The 24,594-nt window shown below is 42.4% G+C and carries 23 protein-coding genes; 6 read left to right on the forward strand and 17 right to left on the reverse strand.

All coding sequences use genetic code 11. The features are described from left to right. Positions 1-40: 40 nt before the first annotated feature. Positions 41-775, reverse strand: a complete 735-nt coding sequence (gene yunB, locus BLT53_RS13345; RefSeq protein WP_170834343.1) for a sporulation protein YunB — start codon at positions 773-775, stop codon at positions 41-43. Between the two features lie 188 nt (positions 776-963). Between yunB and BLT53_RS13350 the strand changes: the two genes are divergently transcribed. Beyond that, on the forward strand, positions 964-1,167 hold the full coding sequence (locus BLT53_RS13350; protein WP_061972082.1) for a hypothetical protein: 204 nt from the start codon (positions 964-966) through the stop codon (positions 1,165-1,167). A 67-nt stretch (positions 1,168-1,234) separates the two neighbouring features. Here the strand turns inward: BLT53_RS13350 and BLT53_RS13355 are convergent, their stop codons facing one another. The 7 genes from BLT53_RS13355 to treP form a co-directional block, all read right to left on the reverse strand. Next, positions 1,235-2,257: an STAS domain-containing protein gene (locus tag BLT53_RS13355; protein ID WP_090235503.1), complete on the reverse strand. Its 1,023-nt coding sequence runs from the start codon at positions 2,255-2,257 to the stop codon at positions 1,235-1,237. Between the two features lie 165 nt (positions 2,258-2,422). Then, complete coding sequence (locus BLT53_RS13360) at positions 2,423-3,133, reverse strand: FTR1 family iron permease (protein ID WP_090235505.1); 711 nt, start codon at positions 3,131-3,133, stop codon at positions 2,423-2,425. A gap of 148 nt (positions 3,134-3,281) precedes the next feature. Then, positions 3,282-4,457, reverse strand: coding sequence for a NupC/NupG family nucleoside CNT transporter (locus tag BLT53_RS13365; RefSeq protein WP_090235506.1), 1,176 nt, complete (start codon positions 4,455-4,457; stop codon positions 3,282-3,284). Positions 4,458-4,593: 136 nt separating this feature from the next. Next, entirely contained in the window at positions 4,594-5,427 is an 834-nt protein-coding gene (locus BLT53_RS13370) for an STAS domain-containing protein (RefSeq protein WP_090235508.1), read from the reverse strand. A 129-nt stretch (positions 5,428-5,556) separates the two neighbouring features. Continuing rightward, entirely contained in the window at positions 5,557-6,273 is a 717-nt protein-coding gene (gene treR / locus BLT53_RS13375) for a trehalose operon repressor (RefSeq protein ID WP_090235509.1), read from the reverse strand. A 25-nt stretch (positions 6,274-6,298) separates the two neighbouring features. Then, a complete protein-coding gene (treC, locus tag BLT53_RS13380; RefSeq protein WP_090235510.1) occupies positions 6,299-7,963 on the reverse strand; it encodes an alpha,alpha-phosphotrehalase in 1,665 nt (554 codons plus the stop codon). Between the two features lie 72 nt (positions 7,964-8,035). Then, positions 8,036-9,445 carry a PTS system trehalose-specific EIIBC component gene (gene treP / locus BLT53_RS13385; RefSeq protein WP_090235511.1) on the reverse strand — a complete coding sequence of 470 codons (1,410 nt, stop codon included), beginning with the start codon at positions 9,443-9,445 and terminating at the stop codon, positions 8,036-8,038. A 500-nt stretch (positions 9,446-9,945) separates the two neighbouring features. Between treP and BLT53_RS25630 the strand changes: the two genes are divergently transcribed. The 3 genes from BLT53_RS25630 to BLT53_RS13395 all read left to right on the forward strand — a co-directional run bounded on the left by BLT53_RS25630 (position 9,946) and on the right by BLT53_RS13395 (position 11,856). Further along, positions 9,946-10,077: a hypothetical protein gene (locus tag BLT53_RS25630; protein WP_276203856.1), complete on the forward strand. Its 132-nt coding sequence runs from the start codon at positions 9,946-9,948 to the stop codon at positions 10,075-10,077. Positions 10,078-10,194: 117 nt separating this feature from the next. Next, positions 10,195-10,644 carry a MarR family winged helix-turn-helix transcriptional regulator gene (locus BLT53_RS13390; protein ID WP_090235513.1) on the forward strand — a complete coding sequence of 150 codons (450 nt, stop codon included), beginning with the start codon at positions 10,195-10,197 and terminating at the stop codon, positions 10,642-10,644. Positions 10,645-10,650: 6 nt separating this feature from the next. Further along, positions 10,651-11,856 carry an MFS transporter gene (locus BLT53_RS13395; RefSeq protein WP_090235514.1) on the forward strand — a complete coding sequence of 402 codons (1,206 nt, stop codon included), beginning with the start codon at positions 10,651-10,653 and terminating at the stop codon, positions 11,854-11,856. Between the two features lie 64 nt (positions 11,857-11,920). Here BLT53_RS13395 and BLT53_RS13400 read toward each other — a convergent pair whose 3' ends face one another. The 6 genes from BLT53_RS13400 to BLT53_RS13425 all read right to left on the reverse strand — a co-directional run bounded on the left by BLT53_RS13400 (position 11,921) and on the right by BLT53_RS13425 (position 18,504). Then, positions 11,921-13,000 carry an AbrB family transcriptional regulator gene (locus tag BLT53_RS13400; RefSeq protein ID WP_090235516.1) on the reverse strand — a complete coding sequence of 360 codons (1,080 nt, stop codon included), beginning with the start codon at positions 12,998-13,000 and terminating at the stop codon, positions 11,921-11,923. Between the two features lie 38 nt (positions 13,001-13,038). Further along, entirely contained in the window at positions 13,039-13,746 is a 708-nt protein-coding gene (locus BLT53_RS13405; RefSeq protein WP_090235517.1) for a response regulator, read from the reverse strand. Beyond that, on the reverse strand, positions 13,739-15,340 hold the full coding sequence (locus BLT53_RS13410; RefSeq protein WP_090235519.1) for an ATP-binding protein: 1,602 nt from the start codon (positions 15,338-15,340) through the stop codon (positions 13,739-13,741). Before BLT53_RS13410 ends, BLT53_RS13405 begins: the two co-directional genes overlap by 8 nt. Positions 15,341-15,415: 75 nt before the next feature. Next, complete coding sequence (locus BLT53_RS13415; protein ID WP_090235521.1) at positions 15,416-16,942, reverse strand: tripartite tricarboxylate transporter permease; 1,527 nt, start codon at positions 16,940-16,942, stop codon at positions 15,416-15,418. A 28-nt stretch (positions 16,943-16,970) separates the two neighbouring features. Beyond that, complete coding sequence (locus BLT53_RS13420) at positions 16,971-17,426, reverse strand: tripartite tricarboxylate transporter TctB family protein (RefSeq protein WP_090235522.1); 456 nt, start codon at positions 17,424-17,426, stop codon at positions 16,971-16,973. Between the two features lie 61 nt (positions 17,427-17,487). Beyond that, the gene (locus tag BLT53_RS13425) at positions 17,488-18,504 is read right to left on the reverse strand and encodes a Bug family tripartite tricarboxylate transporter substrate binding protein (RefSeq protein WP_090235524.1); all 1,017 of its coding nucleotides are present in this window, start codon (positions 18,502-18,504) and stop codon (positions 17,488-17,490) included. A gap of 173 nt (positions 18,505-18,677) precedes the next feature. Between BLT53_RS13425 and BLT53_RS13430 the strand changes: the two genes are divergently transcribed. Continuing rightward, entirely contained in the window at positions 18,678-20,114 is a 1,437-nt protein-coding gene (locus BLT53_RS13430; RefSeq protein ID WP_090235526.1) for a magnesium transporter CorA family protein, read from the forward strand. Positions 20,115-20,264: 150 nt separating this feature from the next. Continuing rightward, positions 20,265-20,630 (forward strand): hypothetical protein, encoded by a 366-nt coding sequence (locus tag BLT53_RS24730; RefSeq protein ID WP_139168406.1) that lies wholly within the window; start codon positions 20,265-20,267, stop codon positions 20,628-20,630. Positions 20,631-20,677: 47 nt separating this feature from the next. Here the strand turns inward: BLT53_RS24730 and BLT53_RS13440 are convergent, their stop codons facing one another. The 3 genes from BLT53_RS13440 to BLT53_RS13450 are packed head-to-tail and all read right to left on the reverse strand — an operon-like array spanning position 20,678 to position 24,392. Continuing rightward, a complete protein-coding gene (locus tag BLT53_RS13440) occupies positions 20,678-21,817 on the reverse strand; it encodes a Ger(x)C family spore germination protein (RefSeq protein WP_090235529.1) in 1,140 nt (379 codons plus the stop codon). After that, a complete protein-coding gene (locus tag BLT53_RS13445) occupies positions 21,814-22,914 on the reverse strand; it encodes a GerAB/ArcD/ProY family transporter (RefSeq protein WP_170834344.1) in 1,101 nt (366 codons plus the stop codon). The genes BLT53_RS13440 and BLT53_RS13445 overlap by 4 nt, the downstream gene beginning before the upstream one ends. Further along, entirely contained in the window at positions 22,911-24,392 is a 1,482-nt protein-coding gene (locus tag BLT53_RS13450) for a spore germination protein (RefSeq protein WP_244520410.1), read from the reverse strand. Before BLT53_RS13450 ends, BLT53_RS13445 begins: the two co-directional genes overlap by 4 nt. Positions 24,393-24,594 lie beyond the last annotated feature (202 nt).

The raw sequence follows: 24,594 nt of genomic DNA on the forward strand, positions 1-24,594 counted from the left end.
TCGTTCAGAAATAAACAAGAACTGCAGTAGGTTTCCTGTCCTATTCATTTTTTTTAGGTACAACCGCTGGAGGGGGCAGACTTTTGTTTTCGCCTCCATAGTAATCGGGAACACTGCCAGGAATAAAAATATCCCCAAGCTTTATTTTAGTTTCCAGAGGCTCTTTATGCGTGGCAAAAGGAATGACGACCTGGATATTCATTTTGATATGAACAAATATCTCTAAATATACGTTATTGATTCCCGCATCGGTTACCTTTGTTTTGACCTCCGGCTCTACCTCTCCCAACAAAGACATGGAAACGGGAACTTTGGGGCCAATATCTGAAAAAAACGCATTTCCTGTCAGGGCTCCGAGCGGAATATAGTAATCAACCGACTGGAAGTTTTCCTGGCCCGGCATGTGCTTTGTTTTTTTATTTCCAAGCTTTTTTTGAATATCCTTCGTAATGCTGGTAATGAGAGAGTTATAAGTGTCAGGATTAAAGCTGTAAGTCGGGCTGCCTCCCTGACTTGCCTGACGAACAATAACAAGACTGTTAAGGTCTATACGTTTCATGCTCTCTGCAAGCGAATCATTTACCGTTTCTGTAGCAATTCCCTTCATTTCACTCTCAGCAATATTCATTAATAGCGGATCTACAGCTTTATTTGCAAACCATAAACTGAACAGGACGATCACTGCGAAGATTAAGAAGGAATATTTTACTACTGTCTTAAAAGGCAGTGGCCCATGAAAAGGTCGTCGTCTCACCCTAAACCGTTTTTTGAACATCATACCCCTCCTTCCACTAATACTTATGCTTGTTTTGGAAGGATTACATCCATAAGACAACCTTTTCTTTGGAAGATAGAGAGGGGAAAAATAAATCAAAATTTTTTTACAATGGTTGATCCCGTTGTAATACCCTTGAAACATTAATATGTTAGGATAGAACCAAGCCAAATTACTGGGGGTTTTTTATGTCCCGCTATCTCGTGGACCATAATATGCTGGTCATTCACCAAACGGCTTATATTTGTCAATCCTGCCAGCATCATTTAATTTTAATCGACCATCGAGATTTTACAAACAGCGAAGAAAAAGTGGAGGCTCTTGTGAACGATGAGGAATACACCTATTGTCCTAATTGTACTCAAAAGTTAATTCCGCCACCGTTTCATTAATAACTTAACCAATAAATGAAAAAAGTTTTTCTCATATAAAAAAATCGCAGCCATGGCTGCGATTTTTTTATATGATCCGTTTTCCTTTTTCACCTAGAGCATAATGGATCCCGTGTTTTAAGTTGGCAAAGTATTTGATTTCAGCGGTCTGATAGTTTGAATGCGTCATTTTCATGCTGTGTCCCGGTGTGATCCCTACCATGATCGTTTTAATTCCGAGCAGGTTGGTCGCTGCGATCAGCTGATGAAAAAGAGAAACGGTCAGTTCGCTGATGTCTTCATCTAACCCTGTTACATCCAAAATTAAAAAGTCAGGATCGTATTTCGGTAGTTCATGAATCGTTTTTTCCAGCAGTTCTTTTGACCGATCTTCATTGTACTTACCCAGCAAAGGTATGACTACAATATGATCCAACACAGGGATAATGGGTGAAGAAATTTCCTTTATGAGATCGGAGAGCTCCCTGGTCCGCTCTTGTACTATGGTCTCAAGCTTATGAATTTCCACCTGTTCCTTGCGGCGGGCCAGCTCATGAATATTTTCATTAACCGTAATGGAGGAAGGGAAAAATTCAAATTCACAATACCCTTCACCTTCCACTTGGCTCGATGTTACACGGTACCAAATGTTTTCACCGAATAAACCGCTAAGCACCCCCGCCCAGTGGCCGGGAATAAATGTTCCATGCTCCTTTTTGTTCTGCAGTTTATTTATACGGTATTCCCAGCTGTTGGTCATCCGTAATACAGCCTTCTTTTCATTTTGGCAGAAACGGACAACGTCGAGCGTTCCCCATCCTGCTGACGAATAGATACCCGGAAGCATTTGAATGACTTCCCCGGGACTTGCCTCTTCATTATAAAAAAACTCTCCAACGATTAATCCCATACGGAAACCCGTCGTTTCAAGAACAACACTGGCTGACTCATCGCCGGACACTTCTTCTATCGTATCGAGAAATGTTTTAAAAGCAGAGTTGATCCAAAAGAGGATAGCATCTTCTCCTTCAAACAAAAAACTTCCTTTTCCGGTCTCCCAACCAAAATGGGCTCTGCCAACATTAATCTGCTTACTTTCCAAGTTATTCATTGCAGCCATCCTTTCGGCACATCCAGCAACCATCCTTTATGGCCTGTAAAATAGCAAATGTTGCAACTTGCCACAATTTATTTTACTAAAGTTATTAAAAAAAATCATCTAATTACGCGTGCTTTCCATAAAAAAGCACTATGTGCAATGACATAGTGCTTTTCGTTACATCGATTTTCCAACTTGTTTCCTCTGGAAAATCCGCTGGATATCTTGTTTTAAGAAAATATAGAAAGAAGGAATTATAAAAATAATCAGGCCGGTAATTTCGACAGCTTCTCCGCCAATCAGCTTTTCAAGGCCTTCCGCAAACATCTCTCCCCCCAATACGATTAATATGACGCCTAATGCTTTAAACACAAACTGGAGATTGAGCTTAAGTGTTGTTTTAAACAACAGATAAGCGACAAGTACAGCACCTGCTATACCAAGAATACTCCCTCCTGCCACGGCTGAAGCATGCTGGCTGATCTGTGTCATGTTAAAAACAGCCAGTTCCATTCCTTCCCGGAAAACAGATAAGAACGAAAGAATTAAAATACCGGCACCCGTAGATCGATTGGCGACTTGAGACTGTATTGACTGGGAAATGTTACTGCTTTTATGAAGCCACAGGATAAAGAAAGCGATCAATCCCGCAGCAACCAGCATCATAACACCTTCGAAGACTTCCTCTGCCATTCCTTCCATTTCTTTTGCTTCATTAAAAGTAATGAATCCTCCGACCAGACTGAAAAGTAACCCAACTGATGCTCCTATGTATACCATTTTCTTCATATGGGGTTTTTCCATTTTTACAATCTGTGTCAGGATGATGCCAATAACCAATGCTGCTTCAAGTCCTTCTCGAAAAGAAAGCCAAAAGTTTGCAAACATTTTAAATCCTCCTTTTATTAATGATAACGATAATCAATATCAATGATAATTATTTTCAATTACAACTATAAAAGGCTGAAAAGCTTTTGTCAACAAAGTTTCAAAAAAAAAAGATGAACTCTGCAGTTCACCTCTTTTCCATCTTATTTTACAACATGAGGCCGACCACAGCTGCCGATAAAAGGCTGACAAGGGTTGCCCCGTACAGTAATTTAAGCCCAAACTTTGCTACTTCATTCCCTTTTTGCTCATGCAGGCCTTTCACAGCCCCTGTAATAATCCCAATGGAAGAAAAGTTCGCAAATGAAACCAGAAATACCGACACAATACCCAACGTTCGTTCAGAAAGCCCATTTATTTTTGACAAGTCCAGCATAGCCACAAACTCGTTGGATACAAGCTTTGTCGCCATAATCGTGCCAGCCGTAACAATTTCTGAAGATGGTACACCAACAATAAAGGCAAACGGCGCAAATACGTAGCCGAGCAACTTTTGAAACGTAATGCCAAACGCCAGATTGAATACATCGTTGATGGCACTGATGAGGGCAACAAACCCGATCAGCATTGCACCGACGATAATGGCCACTTTAAATCCATCCATAATGTACTCACCAAGCATTTCAAAAAACGTCTGTTTTTCTTCCTGAATTTCAATAATATCTTCGTCCGCTTTTACTTCATATGGATTGATGATGTTTACAATAATAAAGCCGCCAAGCAGATTCAGCATGAGTGCGGTCACCACATATTTGGGATCGATCAGAGTCATATACGCTCCCAGAATGGATGCAGAAACCGTTGACATTGCTGATGTACAAAGTGTATACAGACGGTGTTGCGGCATATATCCGAGAAGCTTTTTCACTGAAATAAAGACCTCTGATTGTCCGAAAACAGCAGATGCTACGGCGTTATAGGATTCAAGACGCCCCAATCCGTTTATCTTGCTCAGGAGCCATCCAATCCACTTGATAATAACGGGAAGAATTCGTAAATGCTGGGCAATCCCGATCAATACCGATATAAACACAATCGGAAGCAGCACATTAAAGAAGAACGGCATGGCTCCTTTATTGGCGATACCACCAAAGACAAAATTAACACCATCGGCTGCATAACCGAGAAGTTTTTCAAACAAATTGGCGATGCCCCGTATAAGAACCAGACCTATCCCCGTATTTAATAAAAGGTATGTCAGCACAATTTGCAGGACCAGCATGATCAAAATGGGCTTGTACTTAATCTGTCGGCGATTATTGCTGACAAGATAGGCGAGTACGAAAACCACTGCCAGACCTAAAAGAAAGATCGCATACTTCATAATGTAACCTCCTTCAACGTCCTTATTGAGCACATAAACTTATACTACCCCCATTTTGCCATGCTTTATCCTTATATAGGATTGAGTACCAAAATAAAAACCACCTTATATAAAGGTGGTTTTGTAAGAAAAATCTTTATGAAAGGTGATGTTCGTTTACAATGACAGGAAGCGCCTGGCTCAAATGAGCGTAGGTTGAAATGTTGGAAAAATCAATTCCGAGCTGTACTGCCGTCTGGGCAATTTCAGGACGAATCCCGGTGACCGTCGTTTGAATGCCAAGCAGCGCAAGCGCCCTTACGACCTGAAACAGCTCATTGGCCACCATTGTATCCATGATGGGCACACCGGAAAGGTCGATAATCAAATGTTCCAGCTTTAACTCTGTGGATTTATCCAGGCTGCTCTCTTTGATCATTTGAGCCCGATAGGTGTCAATTTCCCCGACTAGCGGCAAAACACCGATCTTCGAGTACACGGGAATGATCGGAGCACTCAATTCCATGATCATCTGCTGCTGGGAATGAAGCCGGGCATCACTGACCTGTTGAAAATAGATCGTGAAAAGCTCAATCACATGATCAAAGCTTCTGTTCACTTTTCTGCTCCATTCTCCAAGCATTTCCAAAGAAATGGAATCTTCGTTTTCATGGACGAACTTCATAATCCATTCCCAGAAGACCACTCTGTAATTTTTAAAGTTCTCGAGCGTTTCATGGAGAGGAATATCCAGATTTGCCCGTTTTACAGCTACTTGTTCCGACCATGCAGAAAAGTTAACTTCGTCACTCAAAAAAATACCTGAAATAATCTGGTTAAATGTTCGATTTTGCTCTAGTCTCTCATTCCTTGTATCTTCTGCTGAAGCATTATACGCTGTAAACTTTTGCTCTTGCAGCTTCACCCATTCATTGCTTAATGTATCGTTGTTCCGCAGGATAAATTCCTGTAAATCATGTTCGATTGCCAATATGTACCCTCCTCTGTTTCCGAGTATCCATACCTATTCTAACATTTTTTCAGGTTTACTGGGACCATCCTCTGGATGTGATGAGGCAGCAAAAAAATCCAGACAATGAATGTACACTGTCTGGAAGCATTAATGATTTCTTCTGGCAAAGTCAACAAAACGAAATTTATCGGGGCGGTGCCTGGATTCTGTATATTGCAGCAGACTGGCATCATCCAGATATACATGGTTTTTTACCACGACAATATTATGAAAACCTTCGAGAGACAATAGGGCACGGTCTTCTTCTGTCGGCTGTTCCACCACAATTTCTTTTTTGGCAAAGCTGATGTTTAACCCCAAATCATTCTCGATATATTCATAAACCGAGTTTTCGCAAATTTCATAGGTTAACTCTGTTACATATCGCTGGTTAAAGAAATCCTTGTCGAGGATAATTTTCTCCCCGTTCATTTCCCTTACTCTTGTAACTTTCCAGACACTGTCTTCTTTCTTTACCTTGAGCTGCTGCTGCAGAAAGCGGTCCGGTGACACCACATTCACCTCATGGACCTTCGTTTTCCATGACTTTCCGGATTTCAAGGCAAGCTCTTTAAAGCTGACAAGTCCGGATACTGGAAAATCAAATTTTGCTAAATCGAGTACAATGGAACCTTTTCCCCGGATTTTTTGAATAAAACCCCGTTGAGCCAAAAGAGTTAATGCCTTTCGAATGGTTTCACGGGAGGTTTCATATCGTTCGGCAAGCTCGTTCTCTGAAGGCAGCTGAACACCGGGAGCCCATTCTCCTCTTTCAATCTGTTGTGAAATTTCCTGATAGATCATCAGGTATTTATTTGTTTTCATGTTTACCACCAAGAATATTTTATCACTACTTTTTTATATGATAAACAATGGATTCGTAGGGTTTTAGTACGGTTTTTGCAAGGGTTGGTGAATCCTCATAGTTGGATAACAGCACGGTTGCTTTATGACGGGCAAACTCCATTTCCTCGGGAAGAACCCATTCCGTGTCCGTTCCATAAAAGTTATTTACCACCAACAAGCTTTCATTTTCTGTATTCCTTGTATAAGCGAAAATGGCCGGGTGTTCTTCATCGATCCATTGATAGTCTCCATCGGTCAAAATATTCATCGTTTTTCTCAAGGAAATTAATTTTTGATAGTGGCTGAATACTGAATTTTTATCCTGTACTGCGTTCTCAGCATTGATGTGCTTATAATTTTGCGCCACATTGATCCAAGGGGTGCCTGTTGTAAATCCGGCATTTTCCGTGGAATTCCATTGAACGGGAGTTCTGGAATTGTCCCTGGATTTTTGGTTCAAAATGGCCAAAACTTCTTCCTCATTCATCCCTGCCTGGGTTAATTCTTTATAGATGTTTAAACTTTCAACATCGCGGTATTCATGAATATGCCCAAAACCGGGATTCGTCATTCCGAACTCTTCCCCTTGATAAATATATGGAGTGCCCTGCATGCAATGAATGACGGTAGCCAGCATTTTTGCTGATTGTTCCCTGAACTTTCCATCATTTCCGTAGCGGGAAACAATTCTCGGCTGGTCATGGTTGCACCAGAACAAGGCGTTCCAGCCTCCCCCTTCATGCATCCTGATTTGCCACTCGGATAAGATACGTTTTAGTGCCACAAAGTCAAAATCAGCGACTGCCCATTTTTCGCCTTCTGGATAATCCACTTTTAGATGATGAAAATTAAAGGTCATACTGAGCTCTTTGTTTTCAGGATTGGAATACTGAATGCAGTGATCGATGGAAGTAGATGACATCTCTCCCACTGTCAAACTCTCATGCTTGGAAAAGACTTCCCTGTTCATTTCCTGCAAGAATTCGTGAACCCTTGGTCCGTCTGTATAAAACCTACGGCCGTCCCCGGGCTTTACTGTACCGTCGTCATCAGGGAAGTCCTGATTTTTGGAGATCAGATTAATCACATCCAGCCTGAAGCCATCCACACCTTTATCAAACCAGTAGTTCATCATCTCATAAACTTTTTCACGGACCTTTTCATTTTCCCAGTTTAAATCCGCTTGTGTTACGTCAAAAAGATGAAGATAATGCTGATTGGTTTCTTCATCATATTTCCATGCGGAGCCGCCAAATTTTGATTTCCAGTTGTTTGGCTTATCCTTCCAAATGTAAAAATCCCTGAATACGTTGTCTTTGGATGAGCGTGCTTGCTTAAACCAGCCATGCTCGGTTGATGTATGGTTAACTACGATGTCCATGATGATTTTAACGTCCCGGTGGTGCGCTTCCGCCAGCAGTCTCTCGAAATCCTCCAATGAACCATATTCTTCATGAATTTTGTAGTAATCACTAATGTCATAGCCATTATCTTTTTGTGGTGATTCATAGATCGGGGTAAGCCAAATTACATCGACCCCTAGAAGCTTTAAGTAATCAAGCTTTTCAATAATTCCGTTTAAGTCGCCTGTTCCGCTGCCGGTCGTATCCTTAAAGCTTTTTGGATAAATCTGATAAACCACCGACTTTTTCCACCATGGTTGTTCCACATTGCCACCGCCTTACGTGATTTAAAACAATGTCAAGCCGGCTCAGATTATCAGAGCCAGCTCACATGTCATTTATTTTACTTTCTTTATCCTTCCGAACACGTATGTTAATACGAACGGAACCACAATGGCAATTGCCATGCCGATAAAAAATGGTCCCCATTTATCAGGAAAGATCGATAAAAATCCGGGTATACCGCCTACCCCGATGGAAGAGGCTTGTACTTTATTTACTGTAATCAGGATGCCCGCTATGGCTGAACCAATAATGGCACAGATAAACGGGAACCTGAAGCGCAGGTTTACACCAAAAAGCGCAGGCTCGGTTATTCCAAGGAAAGCTGAAATCGCTGAAGTAAAGGATAAGCCTTTCACTTTTTCATCCTTTGAAAGGAACATCATCGCAAGGGCTGAAGATCCTTGCGCAATATTGGAAAGAGCAAGCATCGGCCATAAAAAGGTTCCGCCTTTGCTTCCAATAAGCTGAAGGTCAACCGCCAGGAAGGTATGATGCATACCTGTTACGACAAGCAAAGCGTAGATACCGCCGTAAATCAAGCCCCCTAAAGCTGCATATTGATCGAAAATACCAACAAGTCCATCTGTTAGCCAGTTTGCAATTCCAAAAGTAATCGGACCGATCACAATAAAAGAAAGGAATCCTGTAACGAGCAAAGCGACAGGTGCAACCACGAGCAATTGAAAAGCATCAGGAATCTTTTTTCTTAAAAACATCTCAATTTTTGCTAATACATAGGATGCTAGCAATACAGGCAGAACTTGTCCCTGGTATCCGATCTTTTGAATTTCAAGCCCGAACAAATTCCAGTGCGGCACTTTTCCTGCTTCAAGCGCTTTCCCATAATCCCAAGCATTCAGAAGACTTGGATGGACGAGCATCAACCCGAGCACGATTCCAAGCAAAGGGTTACCGCCAAACTTTTTGACAGCCGACCAGCCAATAAGTGCAGGCAAGAACGCAAACGCCGTATTGGCGATGACATTGATCATATCAGCGAAATCTTTCCAAGCTGTATTCACATCAACAAATGATTTTCCATCATAAAAAATGCCGGGGCCTGTAAGAATATTATTAATACCCATTAAAAGACCAGCCGTTACAATGGCAGGCAGGATCGGGATAAAAATATCTGCCAACGTTTTAACAGCTCTTTGAAGAGGGTTTAATTTCTTTTCTGCCGCATTTTTGATGTCTTCTTTTGTTGCTGTACCGATGCCGGTAACCTCAACCAGCTCTTGGTAGACCTTGTCAACGGTCCCCTGGCCAATTACCACCTGAAATTGACCATTAGTAGAGAAAGAACCTTTGACCGCATCAATGTTCTCCAGCTTTTCTTTACTAACCTTTGCTTCATCATTAAGCGCAAAGCGAAGCCGGGTTACACAATGAGTCGCTGCTGCGATATTTTCTTTTCCACCTACAGCTTCTGCGATCTGTTCCGCTGTTTGTCTGATATCCATACTGACTTCCCCCTTGTTACCGTTTACATCATCTTCTTCAAAAAAAGCTCTGTACAATCATTAAGTTGCCCATAGCCCATTATCTTTAAAGTGTGTGTTCAACGGTTTTTAAGTATTAAATCGCTTTCAAACAAAAGCGAAACTTGTATATACATGCATTACGCATCTCATTGTAACTTGTATATACATGTAGGTCAACACTTTTTATCTGGATTCCTTTTTTAGAACGGAAAACGATAGTTGTGTGATTTTTTTCAAAAGTCAACTAAAACGACTTGCTCGCGTTATACTAAGAGTGTGATAAGCAATGATCGGCAGCATGGTAAAGATCTGATGAATCCAATAACCATTGACCTTAATTCTAATAAAAAGGAATGAGATGGAATGACTAAAAAATTAAAGGAGCTAATTGAAAAACTTCAAAAGCAGGGAGTAAATATTGACTTCTGTTCCCGAACGGCACTGCTTGCCATTCAAAACGATTTTGGAAGTGCAAAAAAATGAAGGTATGGATTGGGGAATCATTCGAAAAAAACATTGACGGTGAAAAAATGATGATTATCGATATTTACCCTGATACCGAAAAACCAGCAGATAAAATATATCAAAAACTCATATATAAATGGGTATGACCCTTTCTCCCCCGCAGGATTTCCTGCGGGGGTTTTTACTTTCTTGCATTTTCAGAGTTGCATGTTATACTTATAGTTGTCATAACAAGTATTTTGTTAAGAAAGGAAAATTCAAAGATGGATTCTCCAAATCAGCACGTTTCAATTGGCTTTTTAATGAATCAGACAAGCCGGAAGATCATTCACCTGCTTATGCACCGATTTCGGGAATATGACGTAACACCGGAGCAATGGTCTGTCCTTTATCAGCTGCATAAAGAAGGGGGCATCAATCAAAAAGAGCTCGCACGACGGACGGCCAAGGACCAGCCGACCACAGCACGTATTCTGGATTTGCTTATAAAGAAAGCCTTAATCCAAAAGCAAATGAGCGAGAATGACCGCCGTGCCTTTATTGTTTCCCTGTCCGACAAAGGAAGAGAGATCACGGAACAGATCGCCCCTATTGAAGAAAGTACCATGAGTGAAGTGGTTGCCGGATTGGAACCAAAGCACGTTGAACAAATAAAACAATGGCTGCACCAAATGAATGAAAATATTGATGCCGCCATGAATCGTAAGGAGTAATGTTTATTGAATACCCATCAAGAAAAACTGTGGAGCAAAGAGTTTATTCTGATTACCCTATGTAACCTGCTTTTATTTCTTAACCTGCAAATGCTTCTTCCCTCGTTCCCTGTATATACAAAAGATGCGTTTAATGCCAGTGATTTCACAGTCAGTCTAGTAACGAGTCTTTTTGCTTTATCGGCCATCGCTACACGTTTCTTTGCGGCCGGGATCCTGCGAAAAGGAAAAGTGTCCGTCATTCTGTACACAGGCACGGCAATTGCTGTATTGGCAACAGCCGGTTACTACTGGTGCGGTTCGATTGCCCTTCTCCTCGTCATGCGAGTACTATTTGGCATTGGTTTCGGATTGGCAAGCACTACACTGCCAACCATGGCCGCACATGTCATCCCGCCGCGCCGGATGGGTGAAGGTATCGGATATTTCGGTCTCTCCACCAGCCTGGCCATGTCCATCGGGCCAATCATTGGCCTTTCATTGCTTGGAAGCTTCGGCTTCGGTACATTGACTACTGCAGGTACCATCGTACTTATCCTTATTTTCCCGCTTGCATTTGCCAATCGGTCAGTGGACTTGTCCCAAGACGGATCCGCCTCCTCTACTTTTTCATCAAAAAAGAATACCGGTGCTGCATTAAAAAAGATTGCTATACCAGGATTGTTGAATTTGCTGCTTTCCGTTACCTATGGGGGATTATTGAGCTTTCTTGCCCTCTATGGACAAGAAGCTCACCTTTCCCACATCGGCAGCTTCTTTTTATTTAATGCATTGGCTATTTTTCTTGTACGTCCTTTTTCCGGAAGGATTTTTGACAGCAAAGGCCACTTTGGCATCATGATTGCAGGGGCAATTTTTACAATGGGCGGTCTGGTTACCCTTTCCCTCGCGACGTCCACTTTATATATTATTTTAGCTGCCCTTCTTTATGGACTGGGCTATGGAATGATTCAGCCGTCCATTCAGGCATGGATGATCAAAGAAGTTCCTGTCGAGCAGCGCGGTCTTGCAAACAGCATGTTCTTTAATTCACTGGATTTTGGTGTTGCTGCTGGCTCCATGCTGCTTGGTGTGATAGCTATGCATGCCGATTATTCAGGGATGTACCGCATTTCTGCCCTGTTTATGGGGTTGTTCCTTGTTCTTTATTTGGTTGTTTCCATCTGGCAGAAAAAGAAACGAATCTCCCAATCAGAACAAAGAACGGCATAATCGGAATTGACCCAATCAAAAAAGCTTGAAGAATCATCGATTGATGGCTCTTCAAGCTTTTTTTTCAGGCTGTTTTCGCCAGCTTTTTCCACCTTTTCACACCCCATTGTGCAAATGGCAATACAGCAAACATGATAAAAAAGATACGAAACAGCTGATAACTGGTTACCATGGAAAGATCTGCATGAACGGTTGATGCTGTTACGCCCATTTCAGCAATTCCACCCGGCGCTGCGCTTAAAAATGCAGTCGTAAAATTCATTGGTGTCCATTTTGTGAGAAGAAATGCAATGATCAGTGAAAATAAAACAAGAAGCAGGCTGTTGCCAATCGTGTAGAACCCAAGTTTTCTTATCTTGCCCTCCATTTGAGGATTAAACTGACGCCCGATATGGATCCCTAAAATAACCTGAGCAATAATTATGAGATAAGACGGGATATGCGGTGCATCAAGACCGGTTAACATCGTGAGAGCGACCGCAATCAACGGACCGGTCAGAAAACCGGCAGGAAGTTTAACTTTTCTTCCCACCCATGCGCCTGTAAGTGCAATCGCAACGAATAAGGCATAGTGGGTCCAGCTTCCTGTATCAGCACTGTTGACATGTGGAGATACAGAAGGACGGACGTCACCTCCTATGCCATGAATCGTCAAAAAGGGAACAAAAAATATGACGGAAACCGATCGGATCGTCTGCATGAGCACAACGGTGGTGGTATCAACTTCCTTTGTTTCCTCACTCATCACAACCACTTGAGACATTCCGCCAGGTACACTTCCGAATATGCTGCTTGCCAGATCAATTTTGATATGTTTCACCGTGAAATAAGCCAGTACCAGGCAAAACAGCACTGTGATGACCGTGGATGCTGCCATAAATGGAAATTGCAAACCCATCTCTTTGATTGTTCCTGACGTAAATGACGTACCAAGCATCGCTCCCAAAAAGATGATGGCTGTATGCCTGAAGCCCACCGGCCACTTCAATCGAAGCTTCAGGAATTTCCTTACAAGCACGACTGCGGTGAGTGACCCCAACAGCCAGGGCAGCGGGCTATGTATCAACAAAAACAAAAGAGCACCGGCACTCCCAATCATAGCGGTACGTAAAATTTCAGCTATATCATTGCTGTTTTGTTTCATAGGTATAACATCCTTCTTTCTTCGCACCAAGGGACCAGTCAGTGGTTTACATATCGGTAGATCCGTTCAGGCCGTCCGACAGATCCGTAGGCGAGATCAGCATCAATTTCGAATGTGGAAACCAGATATTCAAGATACCGTCTCGCCGTTGTACGGCTTGCTCCTATATCTTTTCCCACTTCTTCAGCAGTCAGGCCTTTTTTATGTTGTTGAATAACAAGCAATACCTTTTTTAAGGTCAGTTGATCAATGCCTTTGGGTAAATGGCATTCCTGTTTTGCTTTTGGCTCTTTTCCGAGCAGCCGGTCAATTCCCTCCTGGTCCACCCATTCGTTGGTGCAGGTTAGTTTGTTAATGGTTTCCTTGTATTGCTTATATTTTAACAGAGTTTCTTTAAAACGATCGAACATTACTGGTTTTACGATATAGTCAAAAATTCCTCTTTTCATGGCTTGTTTGAGCACATGAATCTCTTTTGCCGCCGTGACCATAATAACGTCGCTTTCGGGTACTTCTTCCCTGATCCATTTCAGCAGCTCTATTCCGGTCATATCAGGGAAATAATTATCCAGAAGAATCAAATCCGGCTGGAGGCAAGTAATCTGTTCATGTGCTTCTTCCCTCGTTGTGGCAATCGCCACAACAGAAAATCCGGACACCTTCTCAACAAACCTTCGATTAATTTCAGCAATTCGAATATCATCTTCCACAATTAATAAATGCAGTGGAAACTGAGATTTAGCCATGCTTCTCCCCCCAGATGCTTTGTTGTTTTGGCATACTGATAATAAAAACCTTTTGCCCGCCATCCATTGGCTTATAGACAAGTGTTCCACCTAGTACATTCAATGCCCTTTTAACCAGATCAAGTCCATACCCTCTGCCTGTATTACCTTTGGTTGAAAATCCTCGTTCAAACATTCTCTGCTCCACGTCTTCTGAAATACAGGGACCATTGTCCTCGATCTCTATAAGGCATTGACGGCCGGCATCCGACAGATAGACGGCAACCCGCCTTTCACCGGGTTCATTTTCAAGGACGGAATCCATCGCATTATCTAAGACGTTGCCAAGTATGGTAATCAGTTGTTCAGCAATTAAATCCGGGATGTCGATAAAGCGGCTGTCACGGTCTACCTGAAAATCGATTTTCAGTTCACTGGCCCGGTTAAATTTGCCAATGAGCAGACCGGCGATGACAGGGTGAGGAATATTCTTCATCATAAAGCGGATGAGGTTCTGATGGTGGTCCGATTCCTTTACGATCAGTTCCAAAGCTTCTTCATACGACTGAAGCTGTATCAGACCCGAAATCAGATAAAGTTTATTTGAGTATTCGTGCGTTTGGGCGCGCAGAGAATCGGCATAGCTTTTCACCTGGGAAAGTTCCTGAGTCAGGCGGTAGAGATCTGATTTAATTCTGAAAGAAGAAACCGCACCAATAACCCTTCCCCGGTTATTAAAGATCGGGATCCTGTTTGCCACGACAATATGGTCTTGAATGATAAATTCCTGGTCATATTGTGGTTCTCCCTTTTCAATGACTTCAAGAAGCTTTGATTCAGGAAGGACCTCAAGAATAGGCAGTCCATAAATTTCCCCTGTATTATTTGCCTTGAGGAGGCTTATGGCAGCAGAATTAACCAGTGTTATTCTCCCGTGTTCATTAACCGCAATGATTCCTTCCTTAATGGCTGCCAGTATGGTTTCTTTTTCTTGGTACAGCTGGCCAATTTGGCCCGGTTCAAGACCATGAATCTCTTGTTTCACCCTTCTTGCAATAAGGATCGATCCGATTACGCCTAAAATAAGACAAAGAGTTCCCATTAAGAAAATCTTCACTTTATAAGGCTGCGAGATTTCTTCGATTCCTTTGAGCAAAAAACCGACAGAAACAATGCCGATCACCTTGCCTTGATCATCGATAACCGGTGCTTTCCCCCGAATCGACGGTCCCAGTGACCCGGTTGCTTCAGAAATGTGCTCCCTGCCGGTTAATGCCTGTTCATTATCCCCTCCGACCATCTTTTTGCCTATTCTGTCAGGAAGGGGATGAGAATAACGAATGCCTTCTCTGTTTCCAACTGTAATAAATTGGGCACCCGTTTTTTTTCTGATTTGTTCCACGTATGGCTGAATGGTTTCAGAAGGGTTTTCGCGCTGGAAACCTTCAATCACTGTACGGCTGACCGCAACCGATTCAGCAACATTCAGCGCTCTTTGCCCCATTTGTTCTTTTAAGGTGGCCGAGAACATGGCCTGATAAAGAAATGACAAGATAATAATTACACATACAAGGAGAAAGACAATAAACAGCATTAATTTTGTCTGAAGCTTCATTGGACACCCCTGTGCTCTCCCTTTATCTTCTTCCTAACGCAAAGAAAAGACCAGCTGCAAACAGCAGCAAGTCTCCTACGCTTCTTCATTAATAATAACCTCCTTGCCCCGTAATTTCATCAGTACCGGAATCAAGATCCACAAGATTGCAATTACGAGAAAAACGAGGGATACCGGTTTCTGGACAAACACCAAAAAATCACCATTCGATGAGGTCAACGCCCTTCTCATGTTATTTTCGATCATTGGCCCGAGCACCAGGCCAAGCACGAGCGGTGCAAGCGGAAAGTCATTGGAAGCGAGAAAATATCCTACAAGCCCGCAAGTAATCAAAAGAAAGAGATCAAACGTATTAACCTGCACGGCATAAACGCCGAAAACCGATATGGCAATAATCATAGGTAGCAAATATTTGGAAGGTGTATCGATAATCTTTGCAAATATTTTTACTAATGGCATATTTAAGATCAGAAGCATGAGGTTTCCGATAAACATACTCGCAATCAATCCCCATGCTACATCGGGATGATCCTGAAAAAGAAGAGGGCCAGGCTGGATGTTATACATAATGAGTGCTCCCATTAGAATCGCTGTTGTTCCTGATCCCGGAATTCCCAAGGTTAAAAGAGGGATCATCGCCCCGCCTGAAGCTGCATTGTTAGCTGATTCCGGAGCTGCAACGCCTGCTATTGTACCTTTCCCAAACTTTTCGGGCGTTTTGCTTATCTTCTTCTCCATAATATACGAAAAGAAAGAGGCCAGCGTTGCACCTGCTCCAGGAAGCACACCCACAAAGAAACCAAGGAGAGACCCTCGGACAATCGGCCCTGAACTTTCTTTGAAATCCTGCCTGGTGGGTAAAATCCTCCCCACCTTCGCAATTTTTCCATCACTATTTTCTTTATGAAGTATGGTTCTAAAAACTTCCCCCAAGGCGAACAATCCAACGGCAACCGTAAGGAATTCCAAACCTCCATAAAGAGAAGAGATTCCATACGTAAAACGTGAAACACCTGATACAACGTCCATTCCAATTGTGGAAAGCATTAATCCGAATACCGTCATGATCCATGCCTTTGTCATGGAATTGCCAGCCAGTCCGCTGACCGCAGCCAACCCGAGCAGCATCAATGAAAAATATTCTGCCGGTCCAAATTTAAGAGCTACATCGGACAGCGGGGCAGCCAATAGAGCAAGGGCAATTAATGCGACAATCCCTGCAAAGAAAGAACCGATCGCAGCAATCGCAAGTGCAGGGCCTGCTCTGCCTTGCCTTGCCATCTGATACCCGTCAAGCGTTGTAACCACAGATGAAGATTCACCGGGTGTATTTAAAAGAATCGAAGTTGTCGATCCTCCGTACATAGCTCCATAATAGACACCTGCGAGTAAAATGATAGAGCTGGTGGCAGCAGAGGCAGGATCCATACCTCCTGTCATTGAGGCGGTAACGGGGATAAGTAAAGCCACGCCGCTCATGGGTCCGATTCCCGGCAGAACACCTACTGCCGTTCCGATCAACACCCCGATGAATGCGAATAAAAGATTATGAGGTAAAATAGCCGTTTGAAATCCTTCTGAAAGAAACTGGATGGTGTTCATAACTGTCCCCCTTTTTCACAATACATTTTCATCCCAGCCAAACCGGCCAACCAGGCAGTGTTCCCTTAAGAATGACAGCAAAAAGGACATACACACCTGCTGAAAACAATAAGGATACCAAAATCGATTTTAGGATGCCGCGTCTCTCAAGTGTCTGAAACCCAACCAGCAAAAATAAAAATGTGCTGATTACATAACCGACGGGCTCCATCAAAAACACATAAAGAACCGCAGCTGCTACTATGATTCCAAAACTCTTATAGTCCAGCTTTCCTTTTTCCTTAGTGGAATTTTCGTATTTCAGCGTTTCAAAAAACAATTTAATGCTTAGCAGTCCGAGAATAAGACCGAGCAGAAAAGGAAATACATCCGGTCCTACTTTGCTGCCATAAGCGGTATGTGTAATCCGCTGGCTTTCTATCATGAATGCCGCGCCAATCACAAAAAAGAGGAGACTGGCATAGCGGTCAAATGATTTACTCATGATTTATCCCCCATTCATTTGGATACAGAAAGGAGAAGAGCCCACCCCTTCTCCAAGAGCACTACTTCTTTTCCATTCCAAGTGATTTCAGCATATCTGTAATTTGGGTTTCCTGTTCCTTCAGAAAGCTTGCAAACACCTTTGAATCTTTATAATCCGCTTCCCAACGATTTCGTTCAAGCTCAGCTTTCCATTCTTTGCTCCCAGATAGTTTTTTCAGCTTTTGCTCCCAATACTTCTTGGCATCAGGTGTCATTTCTTTTGGGCCAAAGATTCCCCTCCAAATGACAAACTCAGCATCGATACCCTGTTCTTTTAATGTTGGTACATCTTTAAAATCACCTGCAAGACGTTCGGGAGATTCTACAGCAAGGAGCTTAATTTTTCCTGATTTTAAATATTCCCCTAAGGATGATACATCCGTGGCAATGACGTCACAATTCCCCCCCAGCAAGGAAGCTACTGCTTCTCCTCCCCCATCATACGCGACATATTTTATAGCTTTTGGATCAATTCCTGCCTTATAAGCCGGAAGAATGGCTACAAGGTGGTCCATTGACCCTGGAGCAGAGCCCCCAGCGACAGTTAATGATTTTGGATCTTTTTTAAGCTGGTCCAGCACTTCTTTTAAAGAATTGAATTTGGAGTCTGCCTTTACTGCTACGGCTCCATAATCCTTTGTAAGCTGTGCCAGAGGCGTTGTGTCTTTAAATCCAAACGGACTGTTTCCTTCACTTTTAAGATTATTTACCAGGATCGGCGGAGAATTTACAAATAGCTTGAAATCATTCTTTTTATCCTTTGTGGCATATTGAGCCATGAATACTGTTCCGCCACCGCCTGGTTTATTTTCAACCGTCATCGTCTGGTCAACGATCTTGGTCTCTCCCAGTACTTTCACCAGGGATCTTGCGGTTAAATCCCAACCTCCACCAGCGCCAGACGGTGCGACCACCGTAATGGCTTTTTCCGGATAATTCGATTTGTCAGTCCCATTTGCCCCGCTGCTGCATGCCACTAAGCCTAATGAAAGAGCACTTGCCAAAAGTGCTTTTGACCATAGATATTTTCCTTTCATCCCTAACATCCCCCTTAGAATATGATAGCGCTTTCAAATATCATAACAATAGTTTTCGGAATTTATAGTTTTTATGCATAAAAGGCATTTTGTTCATAAAGTTCACAACGTGCAAAAAATGGAGGTTATTTCATTTTACGTTCAGGGAAGGATGTAGAAGAGGTGAAATTTGAATGACAACGGTATTGAATAAAGAAGATCCCCCTTTGGATTCCTCCTATTTTCATTTTATCTTTCCTTTTTCAATGAAAGAGGATTGTGCGGGGGAAGCCATCAATTACTTAAAACATAAAGGGTATGAATTCTTTTCCTTAACAAGCAAGACACAGGAAAAGGCCTACTACGGTGGAAACAATAAAATTTCTCATAAAGAATTGGAGCATTACTTCCTGCCATTTACTTCAGACGTGCTTTTTCCCCAAAAAGAACACCGGTTAACCTTTCGAAGGTATTCAAAAGCAACAGGGGTAACCGCTGAACTCCATTCCGATCTCATCAAAGTGCCTTTTACGATTAATTCCATCGATGTGTTTCTCCTGCCGTTTGAGCTGGGGTTCATTACCTTGAGGATCAGCATGAAGGATGTTTCCTATTCAGAAGCGATTGAATTTGCAGCACGTTTCAGAGTGCTTGAAAACCGTACAAGAGATGACCGTGAGGCTGTGGTAGAGTTTGAAAATAAAAGTTACCAGCAGGTAGAAACATTTCTTTTTAACGTTCTTCTCCCCGACTTTACCCGTTACCTGGATGTTGGTCAGGTAAATGGATCTCATTTCGAATCATTACCTTTTTTTATTGATGAAAGAATGTATGTACAGGTACTGTTTCAATTTGAAAAAGGAGCCAAATTGCATGAGAGCGACCTGTTCAGAGGATCCCAGCTTGATGGTTTAAATGATGAGGGGCAACCTGAGATCAGTTCCAGCAATAAAGACTTTATCCACAATTATTGCATAGAAAATGGTTATCACCGGTGGGCCCCGGACACCTATTATCTGATCGATGAACACGTCTTCAGTTGCATGACCAACGCCACAGGGGTGGAAAGGGAGAACAAGCGGGATCAGATGTACGGAGAGTTTTATTACGGATTATTGCTGAATCTGTTTCATAAAATTGTGCTTCTTCGTTTATCCAACCGCTATTCCCAGGTGCACCTTGAAAAGGATAATGAAGAAACGGAAAAGCTCATTGGAGAAATTACTCTCTTTTCGGCACGATTCTTCTTTTTGGAGCTTGCTGCGCAAAGCCAGGGTAGGAATATATTTATTAAGCTGAAAGAAGTCCTGCAAAATCAAGAGCTTTATGATGATGTAAAACAAACTTTGTCCACCCTCTATCAATATCAGGACCAAAAATCAGCTAAAAGAAATAACTATCTTATTTCCATTTTAACCATTTATACAGTGATTACCGGAATCTATGGTATGAATATGGTGATTGAGGAGTTAAAGAGGCCCATCAAATGGAGCAAAATATCTTCTTTTGGTTTTTTTGAGTATCTCGCGTTGTTTGTCACGATTACCGGCATTGCCGCAAGTCTATTGCTTGGTATTTCCTTTTTGAAAAAATGGATTCGGGAAATGCGCAACCGTAATAGCATGGAATAAAAGCCTCTAAAGATCGCCGAATCAAGATTTTTGGATAAGCTAAAATTATTTCAAAAATTAGAGCAGGGGTCTAGTCCACCTTTTGCAGTCCCTCATATGATATCTTAACCGGAATGAATTTCTGGAAATTAATTCAAGGGGGATGCTCTGATGGGCTACGAACCAAAACACGAAAAGCACTTTAAGCATGAAAGCAGCTCTTGCAGCTCTAGCAAGTTCTATCGTGTGGAAAAGGCGCACATTCCGCCAACCTACTCCAAAAACGTTAACTACTCTGTTAACTACCAAAAACAATCTGCTGACTACAGCCAATTGTTAGACGGTGGAAAAGGTGGCGGCAAGCAATCATATGATGGAGGCCACCACGGCGACAAAAAGAAAAAGCATAAAAAATGTCAATGTGAATCTTCCTCTTCCTCTTCCTCTTCTTCCTGCTGCTTCAAAAAGAAGAAAAAGAAGAGATGCTGCAGACGCAGAAGACACTGCTGCTGCAATAACTGGGGATGGATTTTCTAATCCTTGGGCAGTAAAAGAAGGACTCTTTAGGTCCTTCTTTTTTGTGTTCAGTTAATAATCCCATGCTGAACAATGGTTACTTTAATTTCGGGTTCAATGGAAATGTTTCGATAATCTTTTTCCCAATTCATTTTTTTCCAATCTCCGTAATGAAACGAACGGATTCGTTTGCCGATTCCCAGCTCATCACAATTAGCCTTTTGTGTTTTTGCCAGTGTTTTTTTAGCGAGTGCGTTCATCTCCCGGGTCAGTGTCTTGTTTAACTGATTTGCTTTCCTTGCGCTGTCAAGATGATCCACGGGTAGCTCGTTCACGTTGACATCCATTTTCAATGCGAGATTTACCCTTACTTTCTGGTCCGGGGTGATGTGTATTTTCATTTTCCGATCGATATCATTGACAAGAACCGTAATATAATTTCGTTCCTTCATGTCCTTATTGTCATTAATCTTAAAGGTAAACCTGGGATAATCCTGTTTCACTCCATTCAAAAGAAGCAGCATCGTCGATTCTTTTCCGGTTAAGGTTCCGGTCATCTTTCTTTTATGAAACATGGCTGTGCCGATCACTTCCGCACGCTGCTGCTGTTCATTAATCCTCAGGTACGGAAGCAGATAATCGTTTCCTTCATCAAACATCAACGTACAAATCGACTGCACCGTTTCAATTTCAAATAAACCAATGGCACTGGTGCTCCGCAGAAGTTCAGGATAATAGATATCCAGAAGAGTAGAATCCTTGGGCTGAATTTCAAGACTTTTTTTTGCCTTGCCTTTCACAACCGCCACCATTGCATTTACCGAACCTCTGGGATCCCGGTAGATGACATCGAGACTTGAATAGATATCTTTTTGGGCCAGTTTTTCACCGAACAAAAAGACCCTGTTTCTGGAGGCATCAAATATCTGGGAAACCTTTTTATCCAGATTGAAACGGGCATCCCTTGTTGTTACCCCAGTGGATGAAACGACTACACTTTTCACCATTGACATCGCGTTGGAGCCTTTGTTTACGACCGGATAAACCACCGTATCAATGATTTTCCCATCTGGATCCACATCCAGTCCCGCAGCCAGAATTAGCCTGGATTCTTTGATCAGGCGCTGATCCCAGCAACCGGTAAGCAACACGATGACTATTAGCGTACCAAGGAGCAACCCTTTCTTTTTTGTCAACAATGTTTTCATGATTGCTGTTTCTCCTTTCGATGAGTAAGTAATGAGAGCAACAAAAGCAAAACAGGCAACCCCAGGACAAAGATATAGCTCAAATGGGTGACAAACGTCGAAAACTGCCCCACTTTGTAAACGCCCTCCGGCATCAGTGAAATAAGGACAGACACAATGGCCACATAGAAAACATAAGGTGAATGGTCTTTATTTTTTGGGAAAAACGACATCAGCCCCCGTGAAGCAGCGAACAAATAGGCCATGTAAGAGGTGCCAACAGACACGATCCACACGGATAAAAACAACAAATCAATTCGCTCCAATACTTTGAATGAAAACGATTTGATCATGTATAACAGCGGCTCCGGAACGAGGCTGAATTCCTTTATGCCAAAAAACAAAATACAAATCAACGTTAAAAAGGAATAAAATATGGTAACCACGACATTGGAAATACTGGCTGATTTCAACTTTTTGATAGCTGTGGACTGGACATAGGGAGCCATGATCAAATACATCTCAAAACCGATCATTGAAAAAAGCGCTTTTTCGGTTCCTTTTAAAACAGGCATGACCCCTTTTTCTCCAATGGGAAAAATATTTAAGTAATCTACTTCCCAAAATGAATAAACGACAAGCAGCACAAAAACGATAAGCAAAAGGGAGACAAAAACATAAAATCTCGCTAAAAACTTTACCGGTCCTCTTACGGCATAAATCCCTATCCCTGACATGAGAACGATCAGCAACCAGCGGGGGGTTAACGGGAGGATCCATAAATTGATGATTTCGGCGAACAAAGAAAGGATGCTGGATCCTACGAGAGTAAAATAAATGATATATAAGCCTTTGATGCCCCCGCCGATGAAGCTACCGGTTGTGTTATCCAAAACCTCATATAGCGTCATGGACGGAAACCGTTTCATCAGAATCCAAAACAAAATAAGCAGGACTTGTATGATGCACCCGCTAATTAGAACGGAAATCCAGCTATCATGCCCCGCTGCTGTGTAAATGTTAAACGGCATGGACAATATCCCGACACCCACTTGAGCCTGAATGATGAGAAAAATGAATTGAAAGGACGTAATCGTGTCTTCTTTTTTCAACTTCATTTGTTTTTCCATCCTCTTGAATTACGCTGTCTTTTGCTCTGCGGCAGCGCGTCCTTGGCCCGGCTTTCCATTTTCCATAGCGGAAAACGAATGACAGCATCTTTCAGGCCACTTAAATTCATCGGTGCAAACGGAGCAAAATACGGTGTGCCAACGGATTCCAGTTTGCACAGATGAAGCAATATCACCATCAATCCCATTACGATCCCCAGGAACCCGAGAAGAGACGCGGCAATCATTAATGGAAAGGTCAAAATCCGAATGGAAGCTCCCATCTCGTAAGTAGGCACGGTGAATGAAGCAACCGCTGTTACAGCAATTACAATGACCATAACATTGGAAATAAAGCCAGCGCTGACCACCGCATCCCCGATCACCAAACCGCCAACAATACCAATGGTCTGGCCGATCGGAGTAGGAAGCCTGACCCCCGCCTCCCGGATAAGTTCAATGGTAAACACCATAACAAACGCCTCTATAATCGGCGGAAACGGTATTCCTTCCAATGAGGCTTTAACTGGAAGGATTAATTCGTTCGGAAGGATTTCAAAATGAAATCCGATAATTGCGATATAAAATGCTGGAAGCGTCATTGCAACAAGAAAACTTACCATTCTGAGCAGCCGGAAAAACGACCCTGCCAGTACCCTGCTGTTAAAATCATCCGGGGACTGAAAAAAGGATAGAAATGTAACCGGAAGAATTAATGCAGTTGCACTGCCTTCCGATAGAACCGTCACCCTGCCGTCCAGTAAATGGGCCATCGTACGGTCCGGCCGCTCCGTTGGCAGCATTTGGGGAAAGGGGGAAAATGTTTTGTTCTCCAAAAACTCTTCTAAATAGCCCGGACTAAACTCCATGTCAACCGATATGGATTCGATTCTCCTGAATATCTCTGACAGCACCTCTTTATTCACGAGGTTCTCCATATAAACTACGGCCATTTTTGTATTAGTGGATTTTCCGATAACATATCGTTTGATCACCAAGTTTTCATTTTCAAGACGCTTTCGGATCATTCCAAGGTTTTGAGTCAGACTGTCCACGAATCCTTCGTGGGATCCTCGGACCACTTTTTCGTTGGACGGTTCCTCCGGAGTCCTTGGCAATTGGTTGGTAACATTGACCGCATACATGCCGCTCATGCCATCCAGTGATAAAAGACAGGAGCCGTTCAGCAGTTTTCCGACTCCCTCATGCAATTCTTCAATATACGAAAGCTCCGTGTTGGTGATTACATTCTCAACGGTTCCCTCTTCATCCATCGCCTTGTTTAATGGTTCAATCACGCTTTGCTGTATTTTCTCTGTATCCACAATGGATTCTAGATAGATAATAACTCCTGAAGATTTCTGATAGGTTATGGTTCTCGTTTTTAAATCACTTGTTTCATGAAGGATAGATTGAATACCACGCAGGTTTTCATCCGCATTCATTGTTACCGGCTTTGAGTTTTTATTGCTTCGATGGTTCTTCATTCGTTCACCTGCCGTCTAAAGCCTAGTATTTCTATGTTTTAGATTGAACCAAAGAGAGGTTATTTATTCTTTGCCAGACGTACGTAAAGGTGTAAAATGAGAAAAAGAAAAGTACATATAATGAATAGTTAAAGGCTGCTTCTATGTAATGATTGCACACAGTTTACGTAGAACGTTTTTTTCTTGAAAGGCGGAATTTGTT

This window comes from Fictibacillus solisalsi (genome assembly GCF_900103485.1).
GTDB classification, from domain to species: domain Bacteria; phylum Bacillota; class Bacilli; order Bacillales; family Fictibacillaceae; genus Fictibacillus_C; species Fictibacillus_C solisalsi.